Source organism: Stenotrophomonas sp. GW821-FHT02D01 (assembly GCF_059421765.1).
In genome coordinates this window covers 118,016-137,230 of sequence record NZ_JBWKVP010000007.1, presented here as the reverse complement: position 1 = coordinate 137,230, position 19,215 = coordinate 118,016, and the positions used below count along the sequence as shown (strand labels likewise).

The window sequence follows — 19,215 nt, the reverse complement described above, 5'->3', positions numbered from 1 at the left end:
CGTTGCCTGACTTCGAGGAAAACGCCACCTTACCCGGTCCGACCCCTTTCAATCCTGCCGGTCCGCCCCATCTTGTATGATCGGTAGTGGTTAACGGCTGGCGTTGCGGGAAGGGCCCGCGTCGCAGCCCACATCTTGATGGAGCGTGCATGGCCTGGAATACACCCGGCGGCAACAAGGGCGGACAAGGCCCCGAGGACAATCGACGCGGGCCGTTCGGGTCGCGCGGCGGTGGCAATGGTGGCGGCTGGGGCGGATTGCCCGGACCGCTGAAGGATCTGTTCGACGGCGGCATCCTGCGTTGGGTGGTGGCGGCAGTGGTCCTGCTGGTGCTGTTCTCCAGCTTCCAGCTGATCGGCGAACAGCAGCGTGGCGTGGTGCTGCGCTTCGGCCAGTTCTCGCGCATCCTGACCCCAGGCCCGAACTTCAAGTTGCCCTGGCCGATCGAATCGGTCACCAAGGTCAACGCCACCGAGATCAAGACCTTCTCGATCCAGGTGCCGGTGCTGACCCGCGATGAGAACATCGTCAATGTCTCGTTGAACGTCCAGTACCGCATCGATGACCCGCAGCAGTACCTGTTCGGCACCGTTGATGCCAACCAGGTGCTGGAACAGTCGGCGCAGAGCGCGGTGCGCGAGGAAGTCGGTCGCGCCGACCTCAACGCCGTATTGAACAACCGTGGCCCGCTGGCCGTGGCCGCCGAAGAGCGCCTGCAGACATTGCTGCGTGCCTTCAAGACCGGTCTGACCGTGACCGGCCTGACCCTGCAGGACGCCCGTCCGCCGGAGGAGGTCAAGCCGGCCTTCGACGAGGTCAACGGTGCCCAGCAGGTCAAGGAGCGCCTGATCAACGAAGCCCAGGCCTACGCGGCCAAGGTCGTGCCTGAAGCGCGCGGCCAGGCCTCGCGTGCCCGTACCACCGCCGAGGGCTACAAGCAGGCCGTGGTGTCCAAGGCCGAGGGTGATGGTCAGCGCTTCAGCCTGCTGCAGGCCCAGTACAAGGACGCACCGGAAGTCACCCGCAAGCGCCTGTGGCTGGAAACGGTGCAGCAGGTGTTGAGCGAGAACCGCAAGGTCATTGGTGGCGATGGCCGCCAGCTGATCTACGTGCCGATGACCGGTGATACCCGTGCAAGCACCTCGGCACCGGCGCCGGTGCCGAATCCCGATGTGGTGATGCCGTCGCTGCCGGGTACCACCGCAGTGGAAGCTTCCCGTGATCCGGGCCGGCCGGTGGGCCGCCCGACCGGGCGTTCGAGCGGCCGTGAGGAGGGCAGCCGATGAGAAATTCAATCTGGATCGCCGTTGTCGTAGCGGTGCTGCTGGGCCTGCTGGGTTCGGTGTACGTGGTCCGCGAGGACCAGACCGCCATGGTCCTGAACCTGGGCAAGGTGGTGCGTTCGGACATCAAGCCGGGCCTGCACTTCAAGCTGCCGGTGGTGGAAACGGTGCGGGTGTTCGACCGCCGCTTCCAGGTGCTGGACACCGCGCCGGCCCGTTACTTCACGGCCGAGCAGAAGGACGTCAGCGTCGACTTCTTCGCCATCGGTTACATCTCCAACGTGGGTGATTACTTCCGTGCCACCGGCGGCGATCCGCGCATCGCCAACGCCCGCCTGGCGCCGATCATCACCGACTCGCTGCGCAACCAGATCAACTCGCGCACCCTGCAGCAGCTGGTCTCCGGCGACCGCAGCGAGCTGATCGCCGAGCAGCTGAAGGGCATCAACGAAGCCGTTGCCGGGCTGGGCATGCAGATGATCGACCTGCGCATCAAGCAGGTGGACCTGCCCACCGACAGCCAGGTGATCAATGACGTGTACGAGCGCATGCGCGCCCAGCGCAAGCAGGAAGCCGCGAAGCTGCGCGCCGAGGGCGAGGAGCAGTCGCTGACCATCCGCGCCCAGGCCGACCGTGACAGCACCGTGCTGATCGCAGAAGCCGAACGCGATGCCCAGCGCCTGCGTGGTGAAGGCGATGCCGAGGCCGCACGCATCTACGGCAAGGCCGGTTCGGCTGACCCGTCGTTCTACGCGTTCTACCGCAGCCTCGAGGCCTACCGTGGCTCGATGACCGACGGCAACGGCGTGATCGTGCTGGACAAGAACGACCCGTTCCTGCAGTACCTCAAGAACGATCGCTGAGTCCGCACGGCAGTACCTCACGGGGCCCGGCCATACGCCGGGCCTCGTGCTTTTCCGGAGTTCCCCCATGAAAGATCTGTTCGCCGCCGTCTGTCTGGTCGCGGTGCTGGAAGGCCTGTTGCTGTTCGTGGCCCCCGTGGCCTGGAAGCGCATGGCCGAACGCCTGCTGGACCTGCCCAGCCCGGCCCTGCGCAGCTTCGGTGGCCTGGTCCTGCTGGCCGGGTTGAGCCTGCTGTGGTGGGTACGGCACTACCGGGGCGGGGTGGCTGACCGGCTGGTGAAGCCGCCCGTCGGAAAGGTGGCACCGGACCCCGGAAACCCGGATAATGCACAAAAGCCGGACGGGCCTCCCCGTTCGGCTTTTTCCGTGTCTGGGCCTTCCATCGCCGGCCGCTCCCCGTTTGGAGCCGCCACCCAAGCGCTGGCCAGCCCCGCTGCGGTTTACCCGTCCGCGGCCCCGATGGCCGCAACAAATAGAGGAACCCGTCATGGGTCAGTCTGTCGTAGTGCTTGGTGCCCAGTGGGGCGATGAAGGCAAGGGCAAGATCGTCGATCTGCTCACTGAGGAAATCGGCGCTGTCGTGCGCTTCCAGGGCGGCCACAACGCCGGCCACACCCTGGTCATCAACGGCAAGAAGACCGTCCTGCACCTGATCCCGTCGGGCATCCTGCGTGACGATGCGCTGTGCCTGATCGGCAACGGCGTGGTGATCTCGCCTGCCGCGCTGCAGAAGGAAATCGCCGAGCTGGAAACCTCCGGCGTGGAAGTGCGTTCGCGCCTGAAGATCTCCCCGGCCGCGCCGCTGATCATGCCGTACCACATCGCCCTGGACCAGGCGCGCGAACGCGCTGCCGGCGGCAAGGCGATCGGCACCACCGGTCGTGGCATCGGCCCGGCCTACGAAGACAAGGTGGCGCGTCGCGGCATCCGAATCGCCGACCTGCATTATCCGAAGCAGCTGGAAGAACTCCTGCGCACCGCGCTGGATTACCACAACTTCGTGCTGACCAAGTACCTGAACACCGACGCGGTCGATTTCCAGAAGACCTTCGACGAGGCGCTGGCCTTCGGCGAATACGTGCAGCCGATGAAGTCGGACGTTGCCGGCATCCTGCATGACCTGCGCAAGCAGGGTAAGCGCGTGCTGTTCGAAGGTGCGCAGGGCGCGCTGCTGGACATCGACCACGGTACCTACCCGTACGTCACCAGCTCCAACACCACCGTCGGTGGTGCGCTGGCCGGTGCCGGCGTCGGTGCTGACGCGATCGACTACGTGCTGGGCATTGCCAAGGCCTACGCGACCCGCGTTGGCGGCGGCCCGTTCCCGACCGAGCTGGACGATGAAATCGGCCAGGGCATCCGCGACCGCGGCGCCGAATACGGTGCCTCGACCGGCCGCCCCCGTCGCTGCGGCTGGATGGACATCGTCGCGCTGAAGCGCGCCGTGGCCATCAACGGCATCAGCGGCCTGTGCATCACCAAGCTGGACGTGCTGGACGGCATGGAGAAGCTGAAGGTCTGCATCGCCTACGAATACAACGGCAAGCGTACCGAGTACGCGCCGCTGGACGCGCAGGGCTGGGAAGAGTGCACCCCGGTGTACCTGGAGTTCCCGGGCTGGACCGAAAACACCCACGGCATCACCAACTGGGACGACCTGCCGCCGGCCGCACGCGCCTACCTGCGTTCGCTGGAAGAGCTGGCCGGTTGCCCGATCAGCATCGTCTCCACCGGCCCGGACCGCGACCACACCATGGTCCTGCAGGATCCGTTCGCCTGAGCGACTGCCTGGTAGCGTGAAGGAAAGGCCCCGCGAAAGCGGGGCTTTTTCGTTAGTGTGTACGCAATGCCAGCAGGGAAGCGGATCGATGACCGGCGATGTCAGCGCGAAAGGAACGCGGGTGCTGCGGATCACCCTGTGGGTGTTCTGGGGCCTGTGGGCAGTCGCCTGTGTGGTGTTGGCGGTGGGCGCCGTGGCCAACCATCTGGCGTCACGCACGCAGACCCTGCCGCTGGTGCTGAGCCCCGGTGCGAGCGCGGAGATCACGGTCTACCGCTTCATTGATGATCGCCTGCGGTTGCGGCTGCGTTACCCGCCCAACGCCGCTGACCCGGCCGTCGACCCCGGCGTGCTGATGCGCGTTGAAACCCCCAACGAGCATGCGGACTTCCGTGCAAGCGTGCGATCTGGCCCTCCCGGAACGGATGTTGTGCGCAGGGTGGAAACCGTTGAAACGGCTGTTTTTACCGCCGCGTACTTCGGCTATGGGCGCGGTGATGCATTGCCCCGTGGCCGCTCCTGGCTGCGGGTGACCGTGCTGGAAGTGGAGCCGGCGCTGGTCGGCAGGCCGGCAACGATCGAAGTGCAGCCGCCGTTGGATCTTCTGAAACTGACCGACCTGGACTACCTCTGGTTGTGGCCGTTCTTCTTCTGGAAACTGGCAGCGCTGTTGCTGCTGGTTCCAGGCATCGCACTGGTGATCTTCACCATCGCGCTGCGCAGGCGTCGTCCACGCGCTGCCTAGGTGCCACGACCAGACCGTGCGGCTTGCGACTTAATCCCCTCCGTCCCCTTTTTTCAGCAATGGATAGGGATTGATCGACTCGCCCTTCCACCATTGCTTCTCCGGGCCCAGCACGTGCACTTCGAAATGCAGGTGCGGGGCTTCTGGGTTTGCGTTGCCGGTGCTGCCGACGTAGCCGATCACGTCGCCGCGCTTGATGGTCTGCTTCTCGGCCAGGCCGTCGGCGTAGCGCTGCAGGTGCGCGTAGTAGTAGCACCAGTGGCCGCTGGGTTCGAACTGATAGATGGTCAGACCGCCGCGTTCGCTGTCGAACAGCTTCTCGACATGGCCATCGGCCACCGCCAGCACCGGTGTACCGGCAGCAGCCATGATGTCGATCGCATCGTGCACGCGGCCTTCGCTGCGTGCGTCGGTGAAGGTGTCCTGCAGTTGCGACGGTGCAATGCCCTGTACAGGCAGCAGCAGGCCGGAGGGTGTGTCGCCCGTTGCTGCTGGGGCGGGCGCGGCGATTGCCGTTGTCGCCTGCTCCACGGGTACGGCACGGGCGCTGTCGGCCGCAGCGGAGGTCTGCGCCACTGCAAGGGGGCGGGCATCCCTGTCATCGGACGGCGTGCCATCGCGCTGCAGCCACCATCCGGCTGCCACGCCCATCACCAGCCCCAGTACGATCAATTGCGCTAGTCGCATCGGCTCACTCCTGCATGACGACCGGTACCGAGGTATCCACCGCTGCAGCCACGCGCAGCGCATCCCAGTTGGTCATGCGCACGCAGCCGTGCGATTCGGTCTTGCCGACATGGCCGGGCACCGGCGTGCCGTGCAGGCCGTAATGGGGTTTGGACAGGTCGATCCAGACCCGGCCGACGGGATTGTTCGGGCCGGGCGGAATCGTGGCCTTGCGATCGCCCTTCCTGGCGTCCCAGAACAGCTTCGGGTTGTAGTGGAATGGCGGGTCCGGGTACACGCCGAGGATCTTCCACTCACCGATCGGCAGCGGATCGTGCTCGCTGCCCGACGACACCGGCACCTGCGCGATCACCTTGCCCTGTGCGTCCAGCAGTTGCAGGGTGGAGTCGGATTTATCGACCACCAGTTTGGCGGCCTTGGGCAATGCAGCGGGCGCAATGTTGGGCACCTGGATGCGGCTGCCGGCTTTGCTCAGATCTACACCGGGATTGAGCGCCTTCAGCAGCTCCGGTGCGGCATGGAAGCGCTCGCCCAGCGATTCCTCCACGCTGCTGAAGCCCAGTGCCTTGAGCTTGGCCTGGTCGGCGGGCTTCTTTGGAATCGCGACGAACGGACCGGCCACGTCTTCTGCGGTCAGCGTGTAGCTGGCAAGGGGGCCGACCGAGTCGGCCTGCAGGGCCTTCCAGGTGGCGTCGTCCAGTTCGCCACTGACTGTCAGCCCGTGCGCTGCCTGGAAGCCGGACACCGCGCGGCGTTGATTGCTGCCCACTTCGCCATCGATCTCGCCCGGAGAGAAGTTTGCGCGGTCCAGAAGTACCTGCGCGTGCAGGGGCGAGCGCGCTGCCGTGTCAGGGCCGGCCTTTTCGGCGATGGGTGCTGGCAGGCCGGCGGGCGGGGGCGTCTGCGCAAAGGCGGGCGACATCAGCAGCGACAGGGCGAGCAGGGCGGGGCGGCATACGGGCATGGGCATCTCCAGGCAGATCATGCCTCCACCCTGCCCGTAGACGCTGCGCAGCCGCCGTGAAAGAAAACTGATGCCAGCATGAGCAGTGGGGCCGCGCCGCCGGGCCATCCTCCCACCGCAGAAGCGGGAGGCCGGGTCTCACCAAGGTGAACGGCTTCCGACGCAGTCGAGCGGGAGGCGATCAAGATTCCCGGCTGGCGGGCCGATATGGGCGCATCCCCCCCGTTTTGGATTCACCCCATGAACTACTTGAGGAACGTCAGGGTCGCCTGGCGTCTTGGGCTTGGCTTTGGCCTGTTGTTGCTGCTGGTTGCCGCCGTGGTCGCTACCGGTGCCACCGCCACCATGGTGCAGAAGCGCGCGATGGAGCAGGTGGTCGAGGTCGGCGTAGCCAAGGTGCGGCTGCTGTCGGAGATGCTTGATGCCAACAACCAGATGATGGTCGTGCGCCGCGAGATGCTGATCCGCCAGGGCGAAGACCGTGCCAACGACGAGCAGCGCATCGCCGCTCTGGTCAAGCGCTACGAGGCCAGTTGGACGGCCTACCAGGCCCTGCCCGGCGATGCCGAAGGCAAGGTGATCGGCGAGACCATCGCCGCCAAGCGCGCGCTCGCCCGTCCGCTCAACAAGCAAACCAGCGAACTGATGGAACAGGGCGATTTCCCCGGCGCCGTGGCGCTGACCCTGGGCCCGGTGCAGGAAGCGGCCAATGGCTGGAACAAGGCACTGGCCGATGGCGTGGCCTATGAAGAAAAGGAAAGCCGCGAGGCCGCTGCCGAGGCGATCCGCCTGGGCGAGCGCAGCCTGCTGCAGCTGCTGGTGCTGGGGGGCGTGGCGCTGCTGGCAGGCATCGCCGCATCGGTGCTGATCGGTCGCAGCATGACCGGCCCGCTGGCGCGTGCAGTGCAGCTGGCCGAGCGCCTGTCCAAGGGTGAACTGGACCAGGAATTCCGCCTGGGTGGCCGTGACGAGCTGACCCTGCTCGGCGAGGCCATGGCCAGCGTGCGCCAGAGCGTGCAGGCCGCCATCGGCGCGCAGCTGCAGATGGCCGAGCAGCATGAAGCCGGCGCGATCCGTTACCGGATGGACGCCAGCGCGTTCCCCGGCGACTTCGGCCGCATGGTGCAGGCCACCAATCACCTGGTCGAATCGCACGTGCAGGTGCAGCTGCTGATGGCCGAGGTGATGCAGCGCTATGCCATCGGCGACCTCAGCCGCGATCTGCCCGAGTACCCGGGTGAGAAGGGCACGCTGACCCGTACCCTGGCGGCGGTGAAGCAGAGCCTGATGGCGATCAACGCGCAGATCGATGAACTGGCCCGTGCCGCGCGTGCTGGCGATTTCAGCGTGCGTGGCGACGCCGCGGCATTCCAGTACCAGTTCCAGGCGATGGTGAACCACCTCAACGGCATGATGGCCAGTTCGCAGGCCAGCATCGCCGATGTCTCCGACGTGCTGCGCGCCATCTCGCATGGCAACCTCACCGCGCGCATGGAGGGCGAGTACGAGGGCGTGTTCGCGCGCATGCGTGACGATGCCAACGCCACCACCACGCAGCTGACCGGAATCGTGCGTGGCATCCAGGTGGCCGCCGACAGCATCAACAACGCGGCACAGGAACTGGCGGCCGGCAACAACGATCTGTCGCGCCGTACCGAACAACAGGCCGCGAATCTGGAAGAGGCTGCCGCCTCGATGGAAGAGCTGACCTCGACCGTGCGCCAGAACGCCGAGCTGGCACGCCAGGCCGACAGCGAAGCGCATGCGGCCGGCGTTGCCGTGCGCGAGACCGAGCAGGCCATGGCGCAGATGGCCACGGTGATGGGCGAGATCGACCAGTCTTCGGCGCGCATTTCGGAAATCTCCACGGTGATCGATGGCATCGCCTTCCAGACCAACATCCTGGCGCTGAACGCTGCAGTGGAAGCGGCGCGTGCCGGCGAACAGGGCCGCGGCTTTGCGGTGGTGGCCAGCGAAGTGCGTACGCTGGCACAGCGTGCCGGTGTCGCTGCCAAGGAGATCAAGGAGTTGATCGAGGACGCCGCTGCCAAGGTGCAGAGTGGTCTGGCCGTGACCGTCGAATCGGAAGCCGCCATTGCCCGCGTGGCCCAGGCGAGCTCGCGTACCACCCAGCTGATGAGCGACATCGCCGCCGCCAGCAAGGAACAGGCGGCCGGCATCGAGCAGGTCAACCAGGTGGTGGTGCAGATGGACCAGGTGACCCAGCAGAACGCTGCGCTGGTGGAAGAGGCGACCGCAGCCAGCCGCGCGCTGGAAGAGCAGGCGCATGCGCTGACCACGTCGGTGTCGGTGTTCCAGCTGGAGCAGGGGGCACGCATGCCCAGCCTGCCTGCACGCGCGGCGTAAGCCAACGACAGCGCGATGTTGGATGGCGCCCTGCATGCGATGACCCGCATGCGGGGCGTCGATGCACGCAACGGTTGAGGGCCGCTAGCGCCCGCGTGCCGAGCGTTCGATCAACCAACCGGCCGCGTACAGCAACAGCAGGGTTGGCGGAACCAGCACCGCATACGCGGTCGACCAGGGCTTGCCGTACAACAGGCTGCCTGCGCCGATGGCATCAAGCGCGGCGGACTGCAGGGTGATGGGGATTGCCATCAGGATGTAGGTACCCTTCGGGTCGGCGTCTGTCTGCGCGCCGTGGACCAGCCACGCGGTCAACAGCAGGTAGACCACGCACAGCGCAAGACCTGTCCAGCTCAGCAGTCGTCGCATCTTCATCTGCAGGCCTCCTGTCAACGGACGTCGAAGCGGGCCTGCAGGGGCAGGCTTACATTCCGCAACAGATCCCTGACCACCACCTGCGCGGTCCACGTGCCCTTCGGGTCACCTGCCTCGGCGACGAACTTCAGCTGCACACTGGTCATGTACAGCAGGGTTGGCGGGCCGGGCAGGGCGGCAGTGAAGCAGGGAACATCGCGTTCGTCGACACTGGTACTGCCGTCCGGGCGAAGCATGCGCAGATCGCAGTGCACCTTGGGTACGCGGTTCTCATCCAGTTGCGGGTTGGACAGGAATGTCAGCAGGAACAATTCTCCGCCCAGGTGGACTTCGCTGGCCTCGGTAAAGCTGGGAGTGCTCTCCGGTGGAGTTTCCCACTTGGCCCGCCAGTCGGCGTCGGAGGTGACCAGCAGGGATGCCGCAAAGCCATCGCTGGATTTCATGGCATCGGTCTGTGGCACCGCCTTGCCGTCGCCATTTATCCAGCCATCGCTGGCAAAGGAGGTCAGTGGCAGCATCAGGGCCATCATGGCCAGTGCGTAGGTCCCTCGCATCAACGCTCTCCTTGGTAGCCGCATCCTGCGGCGGAGCCGGCAGTATCGCGCAACCTTGGCCGGCACAGCAGAGGGAGAGCCAGGAAGAGGTTCCTTCGCCTGCCGATCCGGGCGATGCTTGCCCGCAAAGGAGCTGGCATGGGAACGGGACGTGAGGAAAAAACAGGGCTGTGATGCCGCGTCGGCCGCGCCGCTGCACGTACTGATGCTGCCAGGCCTGGATGGCACCGGCAGCATGTCGACCCCGTTGCTGTCCGCACTGCAGGCTCATGGGCTGACGACGCAGGCGATCGCGCTGCCTGCGCAGGGCGGGCAGGATTACGCCACGCTTGCCAGATGGCTGTGGCCGCAGCTGCCCCGCCACCCCTTCATCCTGCTTGCCGAGTCCTTCTCGGGGCCGTTGGCAGTCGAGCTGGTAGCGCGCCAGCCCGCAGCGCTGCGCGGACTGGTGCTGGCCGCGACCTTTGCGCGCCGGCCCGTGCCATTGCCGGCAGCCGGCGCGGCACTGCTGTCACCGGCCTGGCCGCTGCCTCCCGTGGCGATGCTGGCGCGCCTGCTACTGGGGCGGTGGCGCACCGGTGAACACATGTCGACGCTGCGCGCTGCGTTGGCTCAGGTTCCAGCGACCACGTTGCGGCAGCGCGCCGCAGCGACCCTGCGGGTGGACGTACGCGCATTGCTGCCGCAGATCGGGGTGCCGACGCTGTGCCTGCAGTCGGGTCATGACCGGCTGCTGTGGCCGCCGAGCGTAGCCGAGCTGCAGACCCTGCTGCCAGACGCGCGGCACGTGGCCCTGGACGGGCCGCATCTGCTGCTGCAGGCCTGTGCCGAACCGGCCGCCGCGGTGGTGGCCGGTTGGGTGAGGGCGCTGCCCGCTACCGGCTAACTGCCGGCGCGGGTGCGTGCGGCCTTCTTCGCTGCGGTCTTGCGTACCGCCTTTTTTGCTGCACGGGTCTTCGCGCCCTTCTTCGCTGCGGTGCTGCGTGAGGCGCTCTTCTGCGTTGCCTTCCCGGCGGCCGCCTTCTTTGCAGGAACCTTCGCAGGGGCCTTCTTCACCACTTTCTTTGCAGCAGTCTTCCTGGTGGCGGCCTTCTTCGCAGGCGTCTTTTTCGCAGCGGTCTTCTTCGCCACCTTCTTCGCCGGCGCCTTGCTTGCGGAGGCCTTCTTCGCCGTTGTCTTTCTGGCCACCTTCTTCGTTGCCTTGCGCGCGCTGCCGCTGCGCTTGCCACCACCATCCTGCTTGTTCACGGTGGCCCAGGCGATGCGCTCGGCGGTGCCTTCACTGGCACCGCGTTCGCGCTCACTCTCTTCGATATGCTCGGCCTGGCGCTTCTGCTTGTCGGTATAGGCGGATTTGTCACCACGGGGCATGGGGATTCTCCTGTCGGATGGTCAGGCCAGCAGGCGCAGCTTCGGCTCGCGTGCCCACTGGCGGGTGGCGGCAGCGGTGAGGAAGGCCTTGCTGTCCTCGGCCTCCACGGTGCCGGCATCGTTGCCGACGCGCGCTGCCTTCAACAGGGCCTGTGCGCCTTCGTCACTGGCGATGGCTTTCAGGTGCGCCCAGGCATCGCTGACAAAGCCCACGGCTGCCGCTTCCTTGGCCAAGGCCTTGCCGGCGTCGGCACTCAGCACGACCGCCACTGCGTCGAACACCACCGACGGGGTACCGGCCAGCTGTCCATCGGCGGCCTGCGTTTTGCCGTCGCTGAGCGTGGCACCGCCAATTTTCGGCGCGACCAGCTTGACGCTGGCGCCGGCCTTTTCGGCGGACTTGCGCAGAGTGGCGATCACCCGTGCATCGGAGCCCTCGTCGAACAGGATGCCGATGCAGCGCCCCTGCAGCAGGGGCTTGTTGCGGCCGATCACGCGGACCTCGGGTGCGGCGGGCAGGTCCTGTGCAGGGGTTGCCGTCGGTGCCGGGGCGGGCAGGGTGCCCAGTGCCAGCCCGTCGGCCACGCGCTTGGCCAGGCCTTCGTCGATGTTGCGCAGATGGCTGACGGTGCGCACGCGCACCTTCTCGGTTTCCACCTTCGATAGCTCGAACACCAGCGCCGAGGCCAGGTGCGCCTGTTCCGGTTTTTCCAGGCTGCGGAAGAACATCCGCGCCTGGCTGTAGTGGTCGGCAAAGCTCTCCGCGCGGGTGCGGCCCTTGCGCCCATCATCGGCGCTGGCGTGGCTGCGGAAACCGGTGGGCGTCTCGCGCGGGCTGTCTTCCTGCAGCGAGCTGGGGTCGTAGGCCACGCGCCCCTTCGGCACCTGCATCTGCATGTGGCCATCGCGCTGGTGGTTGGCGAACGGGCACTTCGGTGCGTTGATCGGAATCTGGTTGAAGTTCGGTCCGCCCAGGCGGATCAGCTGGGTATCCAGATAGGAGAACAGCCGCCCCTGCAGCAGCGGGTCGTTGCTGAAATCGATGCCCGGCGGCACGTTGGCCGGGCAGAAGGCGACCTGCTCGGTCTCGGCGAAGAAATTGTCCGGCCAGCGGTCCAGCACCATGCGTCCGATCACCTGCAGCGGCACCAGCGACTCGGGGATGATCTTGGTCGGGTCCAGGTGGTCGAACGGGAAGCCATCGGCCTGTTCTTCGGTGAACAGCTGCACGGCCAGCTCCCACTCGGGGAAGTCGCCGCGCTGGATCGCCTCGAACAGGTCGCGGCGGTGGAAGTCGTTGTCGGCGGCCTGCAGCTTCAGCGCCTCGTCCCAGACGGTGGACTGCAGCCCCAGCTTCGGCCGCCAATGGAACTTGACGAAGGTGGAGTTCCCTTCCTCATCCAGCAGGCGGAAGCTGTGGATGCCGAAGCCTTCGATGGTGCGCAGCGAGCGCGGAATCGTGCGGTCGCTCATCGCCCACATGATCATGTGCATCGATTCGGGCATCAGCGAGACGAAATCCCAGAACGTGTCGTGTGCGCTGGCCGCCTGCGGGAAGGCGCGGTCCGGTTCCATCTTCACCGCATGGATCAGGTCGGGGAACTTGATCGCGTCCTGGATGAAGAACACCGGAATGTTGTTGCCGACCAGGTCCCAGTTGCCTTCCCTGGTGTAGAACTTCACCGCGAAGCCGCGCACGTCGCGCGGGGTGTCGACCGAGCCGGCACCGCCGGCGACCGTGGAGAAGCGGGTGAACACCGGCGTCTTCACCCCGACCTCGGTGAGGATCTTCGCCCGGGTCACCTTGCCCAGCGAGCGGGTCAGTTCGAAGAAGCCGTGGGCAGCCGAACCGCGCGCGTGGACGATGCGCTCGGGAATACGCTCGTGGTCGAAGTGGGTGATCTTCTCGCGCAGCAGGAAGTCTTCCAGCAGGGTGGGTCCCCGCGGTCCCTGGCGCAGGGAGTTCTGGTTGTCGGCAACCGGAATGCCCTGGTTGCTGGTCAGTACCGGATGGGCGCCTCCTGCGAGCTGATGCAGTTCATCGCCCTGGCCGCGGCTGTCACGGTCGGCGGAGGTGGTGGCGGGAGCGCGCTTGCCGGTCGGCTTGCTGGCGGCCATGGAGGATCTCCTGGAGCGGGTAGGGGGCAGACCCCAGACAGTGGCGCCGCCGGCGTTAATGCACGGTCCCGCGGGAGTGAACGCGCAGACAAATCGGCGGCTCGGGTATGCTTGCCGCATGCGAGTCGAACCCGCCGACATCGAAGCCCTGTTCGACGCCATTCCGGACGTGCTGTTCTTCATGAAGGACCGCCAGGGCCGCTACACCTACGTCAACCAGACCATGCTGCGACGGCTGGGCCTGCGTGCGCGCAAGGACGTGATCGGACGCACCGCGGCCGAGATCTATCCCACCGGCCTGAGTGCGGACTATGTCGACCAGGATGCACGCGTGCTGTCCGGCGAGGTGATCGAGAACCTGATGGAGCTGCACCTGTTCGCCAACCGCGAACCGGGCTGGTGCCTGACCTGCAAGCGTCCGCTGCTGGTGGACGGGCAGGTCGAGGGGCTGATCGGCATTTCCCGCGACCTCGGCCAGAAGGACAGCCTGGGGACCCAGTACGAGCAGCTTCGTCTGGCCTTGGCCCACCTCAATACGCACTACGCCGAGAACGTGCGGATGCAGACGCTGCTGGACATCACCGGATTCTCGTTGTCCAAGCTGGAGCGCAGCTTCCGCAAGGTGTTCCAGATGACGCCGCAGCAGGTGCTGACCCGGCTGCGGATCCAGATGGCCATGCACCTGCTGCATGGCAACGAGAGCATTGCCTGCATCGGCCAGGCCTGCGGTTTCAGCGACCAGAGCGCGTTCACCCGCAAGTTCAAGGCTGAAACCGGTTTCTCCCCGCGCGCCTACCGCGCCCGTATCGGCGGCAATGTCGGCGAGCCGGTACCGGCCTGAGTTTCCTGCTGCGCTGTGCCTATCCCCGCGGCGGCTGGACACGGTAAGGTGTCGCCCTTGTAGCCGCCGCCAGCCCTGCCGATGCCCGCCACCCCCGATACGACCGCTTCGCCCTCCCGCCTCGGCCATTCGCTCAAGCCACGCCAGCTGATCATGATGGGGCTGGGCAGCGCCATCGGCGCCGGCCTGTTCCTCGGCTCCGGCGTGGGCGTGCAGGCGGCCGGTCCGGCGGTGCTGGTGTCCTACCTGGTGGCCGGTGCGCTGGTGATCATCGTGATGAACGCGCTGGGTGAAATGGCCGCGGCCAAGCCGACCAGCGGTGCGTTCTCGGTGTATGCGGCCGATGCCATGGGCGCCACCGCCGGTGCCACCGTGGGCTGGCTGTGGTGGGTACAGCTGGTCATCGTGATCGCCGCCGAGGCGGTGGGTGCGGCCGGGTTGCTGGCCACGGTCTGGCCGGTGGTGCCGGTACCGATGGCGGCATTGGCCTTCATGCTGTTCTTCACCGCGATCAACCTGCTCGGGGTGAAGAACTTCGGCGAGTTCGAATTCTGGTTCGCCATCCTCAAGGTGGCGGCGATCCTGGCCTTCATCGCCGTGGGCGTGGCGCTGCTGATGGGCTGGCTGCCGCAGGTGGCCTCGCCTGGCCTGAGCAACTTCACCGAGCACGGTGGCTTCGCACCGAAGGGCCTGGCCGGCATCGGCGCGGCGCTGCTGGTGGTGGTGTTCGCCTTCGGTGGCACCGAAATCGTGGCCGTCGCTGCGGCGGAGACCGAAGACCCCGAGCGCAGCATCGCCCGTGCCATCCGCACCGTGGCCTGGCGCATCCTGGTGTTCTACATCGGTTCGCTGAGCGTGATCATCGCCGTGGTGCCGTGGACCAGCGAAGCGCTGAAGTCGCCGTTTGCCGCGGTTCTCGATGTCGCCAATATTCCGGGTGCGGCCACCGCCATCACTCTGATCGCGGTGATCGCTCTGCTGTCAGCGCTCAATGCCAACCTCTACGGCGCCTCGCGCATGATGTATTCGCTGGCGCAACGCCGCGAAGCACCGGCCGTGCTGGGCTGGACCGATCCGCGCCAGGTGCCGGTGATCGCGGTGCTGGCCAGCGTCCTGTTCGGCTTTGCTGCCACCATCATGGAACTGCTGTTCCCGGACAAGGTGTTGCCGGTGCTGCTGAACATCGTCGGCTCCACCTGCCTGTTGGTGTGGACGTTGTCGCTGGTCTCGCAGCTGGTGCTGCGCCGTCGCGCCGACCGCCTGGGCACGCGCCTGCCGTTCCGCATGGCGGGCTTCCCGTGGCTGACCGTCTGTGCGCTGGCGATCCTGGCGCTGATCTTCGGCCTGCTGCTCAGTGAAGCGCATACGCGCCTGCAGTTCCTGTCGATGGTGGCGCTGACGGCGACCATCGCGGCCAGCAGCGCCATCGCCCGGCGCATGCGCGAGGCCTGATCGGCGTTGCCGGCCAGCGGCCGGCACTACCACGGAGGCTGCACATCCGCCGTGCCATCCTGATCGGGTGGGCCATCACCGGCCCGACGAACGGGAGCACCGCATGCTGCGCAGCCGTCCCTTCCTGATGTTCACCGGCCAGGCCGAAGCGGCGCTGGCCCTGTACGCCGAAGCCTTCGCCGAATTCCGCCTGCTGGCCCTGCAGCGCCACCCGGACGGGGCAGGCGCGGGCGTGCCCGGGCAGGTCCGCCAGGCCATTTTCCTGCTCGGCGGCACCCACTACCTGTGCTTTGACAGCCTGGATGTGCACGACTTCACGTTCACGCCCTCGATGTCGCTGTTCGTCGAGTGTTCCGGCGCCGAATCGTTCGAGCGTGCCGCGCGCGTGCTGGGTGACGGCGGGCACTGGCTGATGCCGGTGGGCGAGCAGGATTTCAGCAGCCGCTACGGCTGGGTGCAGGACCGCTTCGGCGTGTCGTGGCAGTTGAGCCTGGGGCAGATGCCCGACCCATGACGGCAAAGCATCCACGCATGGCGTGGATCTACTGGAAAACGAGAACGGCCCGCTTGCGCGGGCCGTTCTCTTACCGATGCCGCGATGGCTTACGCCTCGACTTCGTCATCCTTGTAGGCATCGACCGGGATGCAGGCACACATCACGTTCTTGTCGCCGTACACGTTGTCGACGCGGGCTACCGGCGGCCAGTACTTCTGCAGCTTCAGGCTCGGCAGCGGGAAGGCGGCCAGCTCGCGCGGGTAGGCGTGGGTCCACTCGCTGGCGGTCACGGCCGTGGCCGTGTGCGGGGCGTTCTTCAGCGGGTTGTCCTCGCGGTCCAGGCGGCCGTCTTCGATCGCGGTGATCTCTTCGCGGATCTGGATCATCGCGTCGATGAAGCGGTCCAGCTCGTGCAGCGATTCGCTTTCGGTCGGTTCGACCATCAGCGTGCCGGCCACCGGGAAGCTCAGGGTCGGGGCATGGAAGCCGAAGTCGATCAGGCGCTTGGCCACGTCTTCGGCACCGATGCCGCTGGTCTTCTCCAGCGGACGCACGTCCAGGATGCACTCGTGCGCGACCAGGCCGTTGCGACCGGTGTACAGGGTCTTGAAGTGCGGGGCCAGGCGCTTGGCGATGTAGTTGGCGTTGAGCTGGGCGACCTGGGTGGCCTTGCGCAGGCCTTCGGTGCCCATCATCGCGATGTACATCCAGCTGATCGGCAGGATCGAGGCGCTGCCGAAGCTGGCGGCGCTGACCATGCCGACCGGACCGTTGTCGCCCAGCTTGCCCGGCAGGAACGGGGCAAGGTGCGACTTGACCGCACACGGGCCAACGCCCGGGCCGCCGCCGCCGTGCGGGATGCAGAAGGTCTTGTGCAGGTTCAGGTGCGAAACGTCCGAACCCCACTTGCCCGGCTTGGCCACGCCGACCAGGGCGTTCATGTTGGCACCGTCGGTGTACACCTGGCCGCCATGCTTGTGGATGATCTCGCAGATCTCCACCACCTCTTCCTCGAACACGCCGTGCGTGGACGGGTAGGTCATCATGATCGCGGCCAGGCGGTCGCTGTACTTCTCGGCGTTGAGGCGGATGTCTTCGACGTCGACGTTGCCGTTGGCATCGGTCTTGGTGACCACGACCTTCATGCCGCACATCTGCGCCGAGGCCGGGTTGGTGCCATGCGCCGAATCCGGGATCAGGCAGATGTCACGGTGGTCTTCGCCACGCGAGCGGTGGTAGGCGCGGATCGCCAGCAGGCCGGCGTATTCGCCCTGCGCACCGGAGTTCGGCTGCAGGCTGACGGCGTCGTAGCCGGTGCACTCGACCAGCATCGCTTCCAGCGAATCGATCAGTTCCTTGTAGCCCAGCGCCTGCTCGGCCGGCACCAGCGGGTGGATCTGCGAGAACTCCGGCCAGGTCACCGGGATCATTTCGGCGGTGGCGTTGAGCTTCATGGTGCACGAGCCCAGCGGGATCATCGTGCGGTCCATCGCCAGGTCCTTGTCGGCCAGCGAACGCAGGTAGCGCAGCAGTTCGTGCTCGCTGTGGTGGGTGTTGAACACCGGGTGGGTCAGGAACGCGGACTGGCGCAGCAGGCCGGCCGGCAGCGCATCGGGGGTGCTGGCATCGAGCGCGTCCACATCAACGGTGGCACCGAACAGCGCGCCTACGGCGACGATGTCGGCGCGGGTGGCGGTCTCGTCCAGGCTGATGCCGACCGAACTGCTGTCGATCGCACGCAGGTTGTAGCCGGCGGCACGGGCCTTGGCATGGATCGCGTCGGCGTCGACACCGGTGACGTGCAGCGTGTCGAAGAAGTCGGCACCGACCTGCACACCGGCAGTGCGCAGCGCGCTGGCCAGGATGGCGGCCAGGCGATGGGTGCGGCGGGCGATGCGGGTCAGGCCTTCCGGACCGTGGTAGACGGCATACATCGAGGCCATCACCGCCAGCAGCACCTGTGCGGTGCAGATGTTGGAGGTGGCCTTCTCGCGGCGGATGTGCTGTTCGCGGGTCTGCAGGGTCAGGCGGTAGGCCGGGTTGCCCTGTGCGTCGATCGAGACGCCGATCAGGCGGCCCGGCATCGAACGCTTGTAGGCGTCACGGCAGGCCATGAACGCAGCATGCGGGCCACCGAAGCCGAAGGGTACGCCGAAACGCTGGCTGTTGCCGACCACGATGTCCGCACCCCATTCGCCCGGGGCAGCCAGCAGGGTCAGTGCCAGCAGGTCGGTGGCCACGGCCACCAGGCCGCCGCGCGCGTGCACGGCATCGACCAGTGCCTTGTAGTCGCCCACCTGGCCGAAGGTGTCCGGGTACTGCAGCAGCAGGCCGAAGGCTTCTGCTTCCAGCGCTTCGGCCGGGGTGCCCACGCGCAGCACGATGCCCATGGGCTCGGCGCGGGTGCGCAGCAGTTCCAGCGTCTGCGGGTGCACGGCGTCGTGCACGAAGAAGGTGTCCGACTTCGACTTGGCCGAGCGCTTGGCCAGGGTCATCGCTTCAGCGGCGGCCGTGGCTTCGTCCAGCAGCGAGGCGTTGGCGATTTCCATGCCGGTCAGGTCGGCGCACAGGGTCTGGAAGTTGATCAGCGCTTCCATGCGGCCCTGCGAGATTTCCGCTTGGTACGGGGTGTAGGCGGTGTACCAGGCCGGGTTTTCCAGGATGTTGCGCAGGATAACGTTCGGCGTGTGGGTACCGTAGTAGCCCTGGCCGATGAAGCTGCGCAGCACGGTGTTCTTGTCGGCGATCGCGCGGATCTTCGCCAGCGCCTGCACTTCGGTGATCGACTCCGGCAGCGCCAGCGGTGCCGGCGACTTGATCTTGGCCGGCACGATGGCATCGGTCATCGCATCCAGCGAGGCGTGGCCGATGACGCCGAGCATCTGCGCGATCTCGGCATCGTTGGGGCCGATGTGGCGCTCGACGAACGCCGAATGGTGCTCGAGCTCACGCAGGGAAGGGGTGTTCTGGGACATGGCGAAGGATCCGTCAGGAAAGGGCACACGCACGGGCACAAGCCGCCGGTCGGCGGTCTGCGGGCGCCCCTCTGTCCTTTTGCCTGAGAGTTTAAAAGCGCGGAAAACCGCAGCTTCGTGCCCCTTCGGCGCCGGATCGAACCGGTCTCTCCAGAGTTCTGTTACGGGTGGTATCGGGCCTGAGCGATTACGGGCGTTGCGCCTTCGGCAGCGGTGACCTGCTTCTCCCACCGTGTTGCCCGCCGATTATAGCTCGTTGCCGGCGCCTGACGGTGGCCCGGGCTGGCCTCACAGGGCTGAATGGCCGATGGCCCGGGCGTGCGTTCTGTGCATCCGTGCATGG

16 protein-coding genes, 1 pseudogene and 1 riboswitch are annotated in these 19,215 nt (G+C 66.7%); of the genes and pseudogenes, 10 read left to right on the top strand and 7 right to left on the bottom strand.

What is annotated here, in order from left to right; translation table 11 throughout:
* The first annotated feature begins 149 nt into the window (after positions 1 to 149).
* From hflK to AC07UW_RS15255, 5 genes and pseudogenes are all read left to right on the top strand, one after another.
* On the top strand, positions 150 to 1,286 hold the full coding sequence (hflK, locus tag AC07UW_RS15275) for an FtsH protease activity modulator HflK (RefSeq protein ID WP_223496164.1): 1,137 nt from the start codon (positions 150 to 152) through the stop codon (positions 1,284 to 1,286).
* Positions 1,283 to 2,146, top strand: coding sequence for a protease modulator HflC (gene hflC / locus AC07UW_RS15270; RefSeq protein WP_025877040.1), 864 nt, complete (start codon positions 1,283 to 1,285; stop codon positions 2,144 to 2,146). The genes hflK and hflC overlap by 4 nt, the downstream gene beginning before the upstream one ends.
* A 67-nt stretch (positions 2,147 to 2,213) precedes the next feature.
* Positions 2,214 to 2,396: pseudogene (locus tag AC07UW_RS15265) on the top strand (DUF2065 domain-containing protein); the annotation flags it as partial.
* A 238-nt stretch (positions 2,397 to 2,634) separates the two neighbouring features.
* Positions 2,635 to 3,927 (top strand): adenylosuccinate synthase, encoded by a 1,293-nt coding sequence (locus tag AC07UW_RS15260; protein WP_025877044.1) that lies wholly within the window; start codon positions 2,635 to 2,637, stop codon positions 3,925 to 3,927.
* A gap of 88 nt (positions 3,928 to 4,015) precedes the next feature.
* Positions 4,016 to 4,672 (top strand): hypothetical protein, encoded by a 657-nt coding sequence (locus AC07UW_RS15255; RefSeq protein ID WP_495212348.1) that lies wholly within the window; start codon positions 4,016 to 4,018, stop codon positions 4,670 to 4,672.
* A gap of 30 nt (positions 4,673 to 4,702) precedes the next feature.
* Here AC07UW_RS15255 and AC07UW_RS15250 read toward each other — a convergent pair whose 3' ends face one another.
* Positions 4,703 to 5,359, bottom strand: coding sequence for a M23 family metallopeptidase (locus tag AC07UW_RS15250; RefSeq protein ID WP_495212347.1), 657 nt, complete (start codon positions 5,357 to 5,359; stop codon positions 4,703 to 4,705).
* A 4-nt stretch (positions 5,360 to 5,363) separates the two neighbouring features.
* Entirely contained in the window at positions 5,364 to 6,329 is a 966-nt protein-coding gene (locus tag AC07UW_RS15245; protein WP_495212346.1) for a L,D-transpeptidase family protein, read from the bottom strand.
* Positions 6,330 to 6,563: 234 nt separating this feature from the next.
* Between AC07UW_RS15245 and AC07UW_RS15240 the strand changes: the two genes are divergently transcribed.
* Entirely contained in the window at positions 6,564 to 8,690 is a 2,127-nt protein-coding gene (locus tag AC07UW_RS15240) for a methyl-accepting chemotaxis protein (RefSeq protein WP_495212345.1), read from the top strand.
* Between the two features lie 84 nt (positions 8,691 to 8,774).
* Here AC07UW_RS15240 and AC07UW_RS15235 read toward each other — a convergent pair whose 3' ends face one another.
* Complete coding sequence (locus AC07UW_RS15235; protein WP_495212344.1) at positions 8,775 to 9,065, bottom strand: hypothetical protein; 291 nt, start codon at positions 9,063 to 9,065, stop codon at positions 8,775 to 8,777.
* Positions 9,066 to 9,079: 14 nt separating this feature from the next.
* Complete coding sequence (locus tag AC07UW_RS15230) at positions 9,080 to 9,619, bottom strand: hypothetical protein (protein ID WP_495212343.1); 540 nt, start codon at positions 9,617 to 9,619, stop codon at positions 9,080 to 9,082.
* 151 nt (positions 9,620 to 9,770) lie between these two features.
* Here AC07UW_RS15230 and AC07UW_RS15225 point away from each other — a divergent pair, with 151 nt between their 5' ends.
* Entirely contained in the window at positions 9,771 to 10,505 is a 735-nt protein-coding gene (locus AC07UW_RS15225; RefSeq protein ID WP_495212342.1) for an alpha/beta fold hydrolase, read from the top strand.
* Here AC07UW_RS15225 and AC07UW_RS15220 read toward each other — a convergent pair.
* Positions 10,502 to 10,990, bottom strand: a complete 489-nt coding sequence (locus AC07UW_RS15220; protein WP_495212341.1) for a hypothetical protein — start codon at positions 10,988 to 10,990, stop codon at positions 10,502 to 10,504. The genes AC07UW_RS15225 and AC07UW_RS15220 overlap by 4 nt on opposite strands.
* 21 nt (positions 10,991 to 11,011) lie before the next feature.
* On the bottom strand, positions 11,012 to 13,108 hold the full coding sequence (locus AC07UW_RS15215) for a catalase (RefSeq protein WP_495212340.1): 2,097 nt from the start codon (positions 13,106 to 13,108) through the stop codon (positions 11,012 to 11,014).
* Positions 13,109 to 13,226: 118 nt separating this feature from the next.
* On the opposite strand from AC07UW_RS15215, the gene AC07UW_RS15210 reads away from it, so the two are divergent.
* From AC07UW_RS15210 to AC07UW_RS15200, 3 genes are all read left to right on the top strand, one after another.
* Positions 13,227 to 13,949: an AraC family transcriptional regulator gene (locus tag AC07UW_RS15210; protein WP_025877061.1), complete on the top strand. Its 723-nt coding sequence runs from the start codon at positions 13,227 to 13,229 to the stop codon at positions 13,947 to 13,949.
* An 81-nt stretch (positions 13,950 to 14,030) separates the two neighbouring features.
* On the top strand, positions 14,031 to 15,401 hold the full coding sequence (locus tag AC07UW_RS15205) for an amino acid permease (RefSeq protein WP_032951979.1): 1,371 nt from the start codon (positions 14,031 to 14,033) through the stop codon (positions 15,399 to 15,401).
* Between the two features lie 103 nt (positions 15,402 to 15,504).
* A complete protein-coding gene (locus tag AC07UW_RS15200) occupies positions 15,505 to 15,915 on the top strand; it encodes a VOC family protein (RefSeq protein WP_025877065.1) in 411 nt (136 codons plus the stop codon).
* 89 nt (positions 15,916 to 16,004) lie between these two features.
* Here the strand turns inward: AC07UW_RS15200 and gcvP are convergent, their stop codons facing one another.
* Positions 16,005 to 18,872 (bottom strand): aminomethyl-transferring glycine dehydrogenase, encoded by a 2,868-nt coding sequence (gene gcvP / locus AC07UW_RS15195; RefSeq protein WP_495212339.1) that lies wholly within the window; start codon positions 18,870 to 18,872, stop codon positions 16,005 to 16,007.
* Between the two features lie 61 nt (positions 18,873 to 18,933).
* Positions 18,934 to 19,036: riboswitch (glycine riboswitch) on the bottom strand.
* Positions 19,037 to 19,215: the final 179 nt, after the last annotated feature.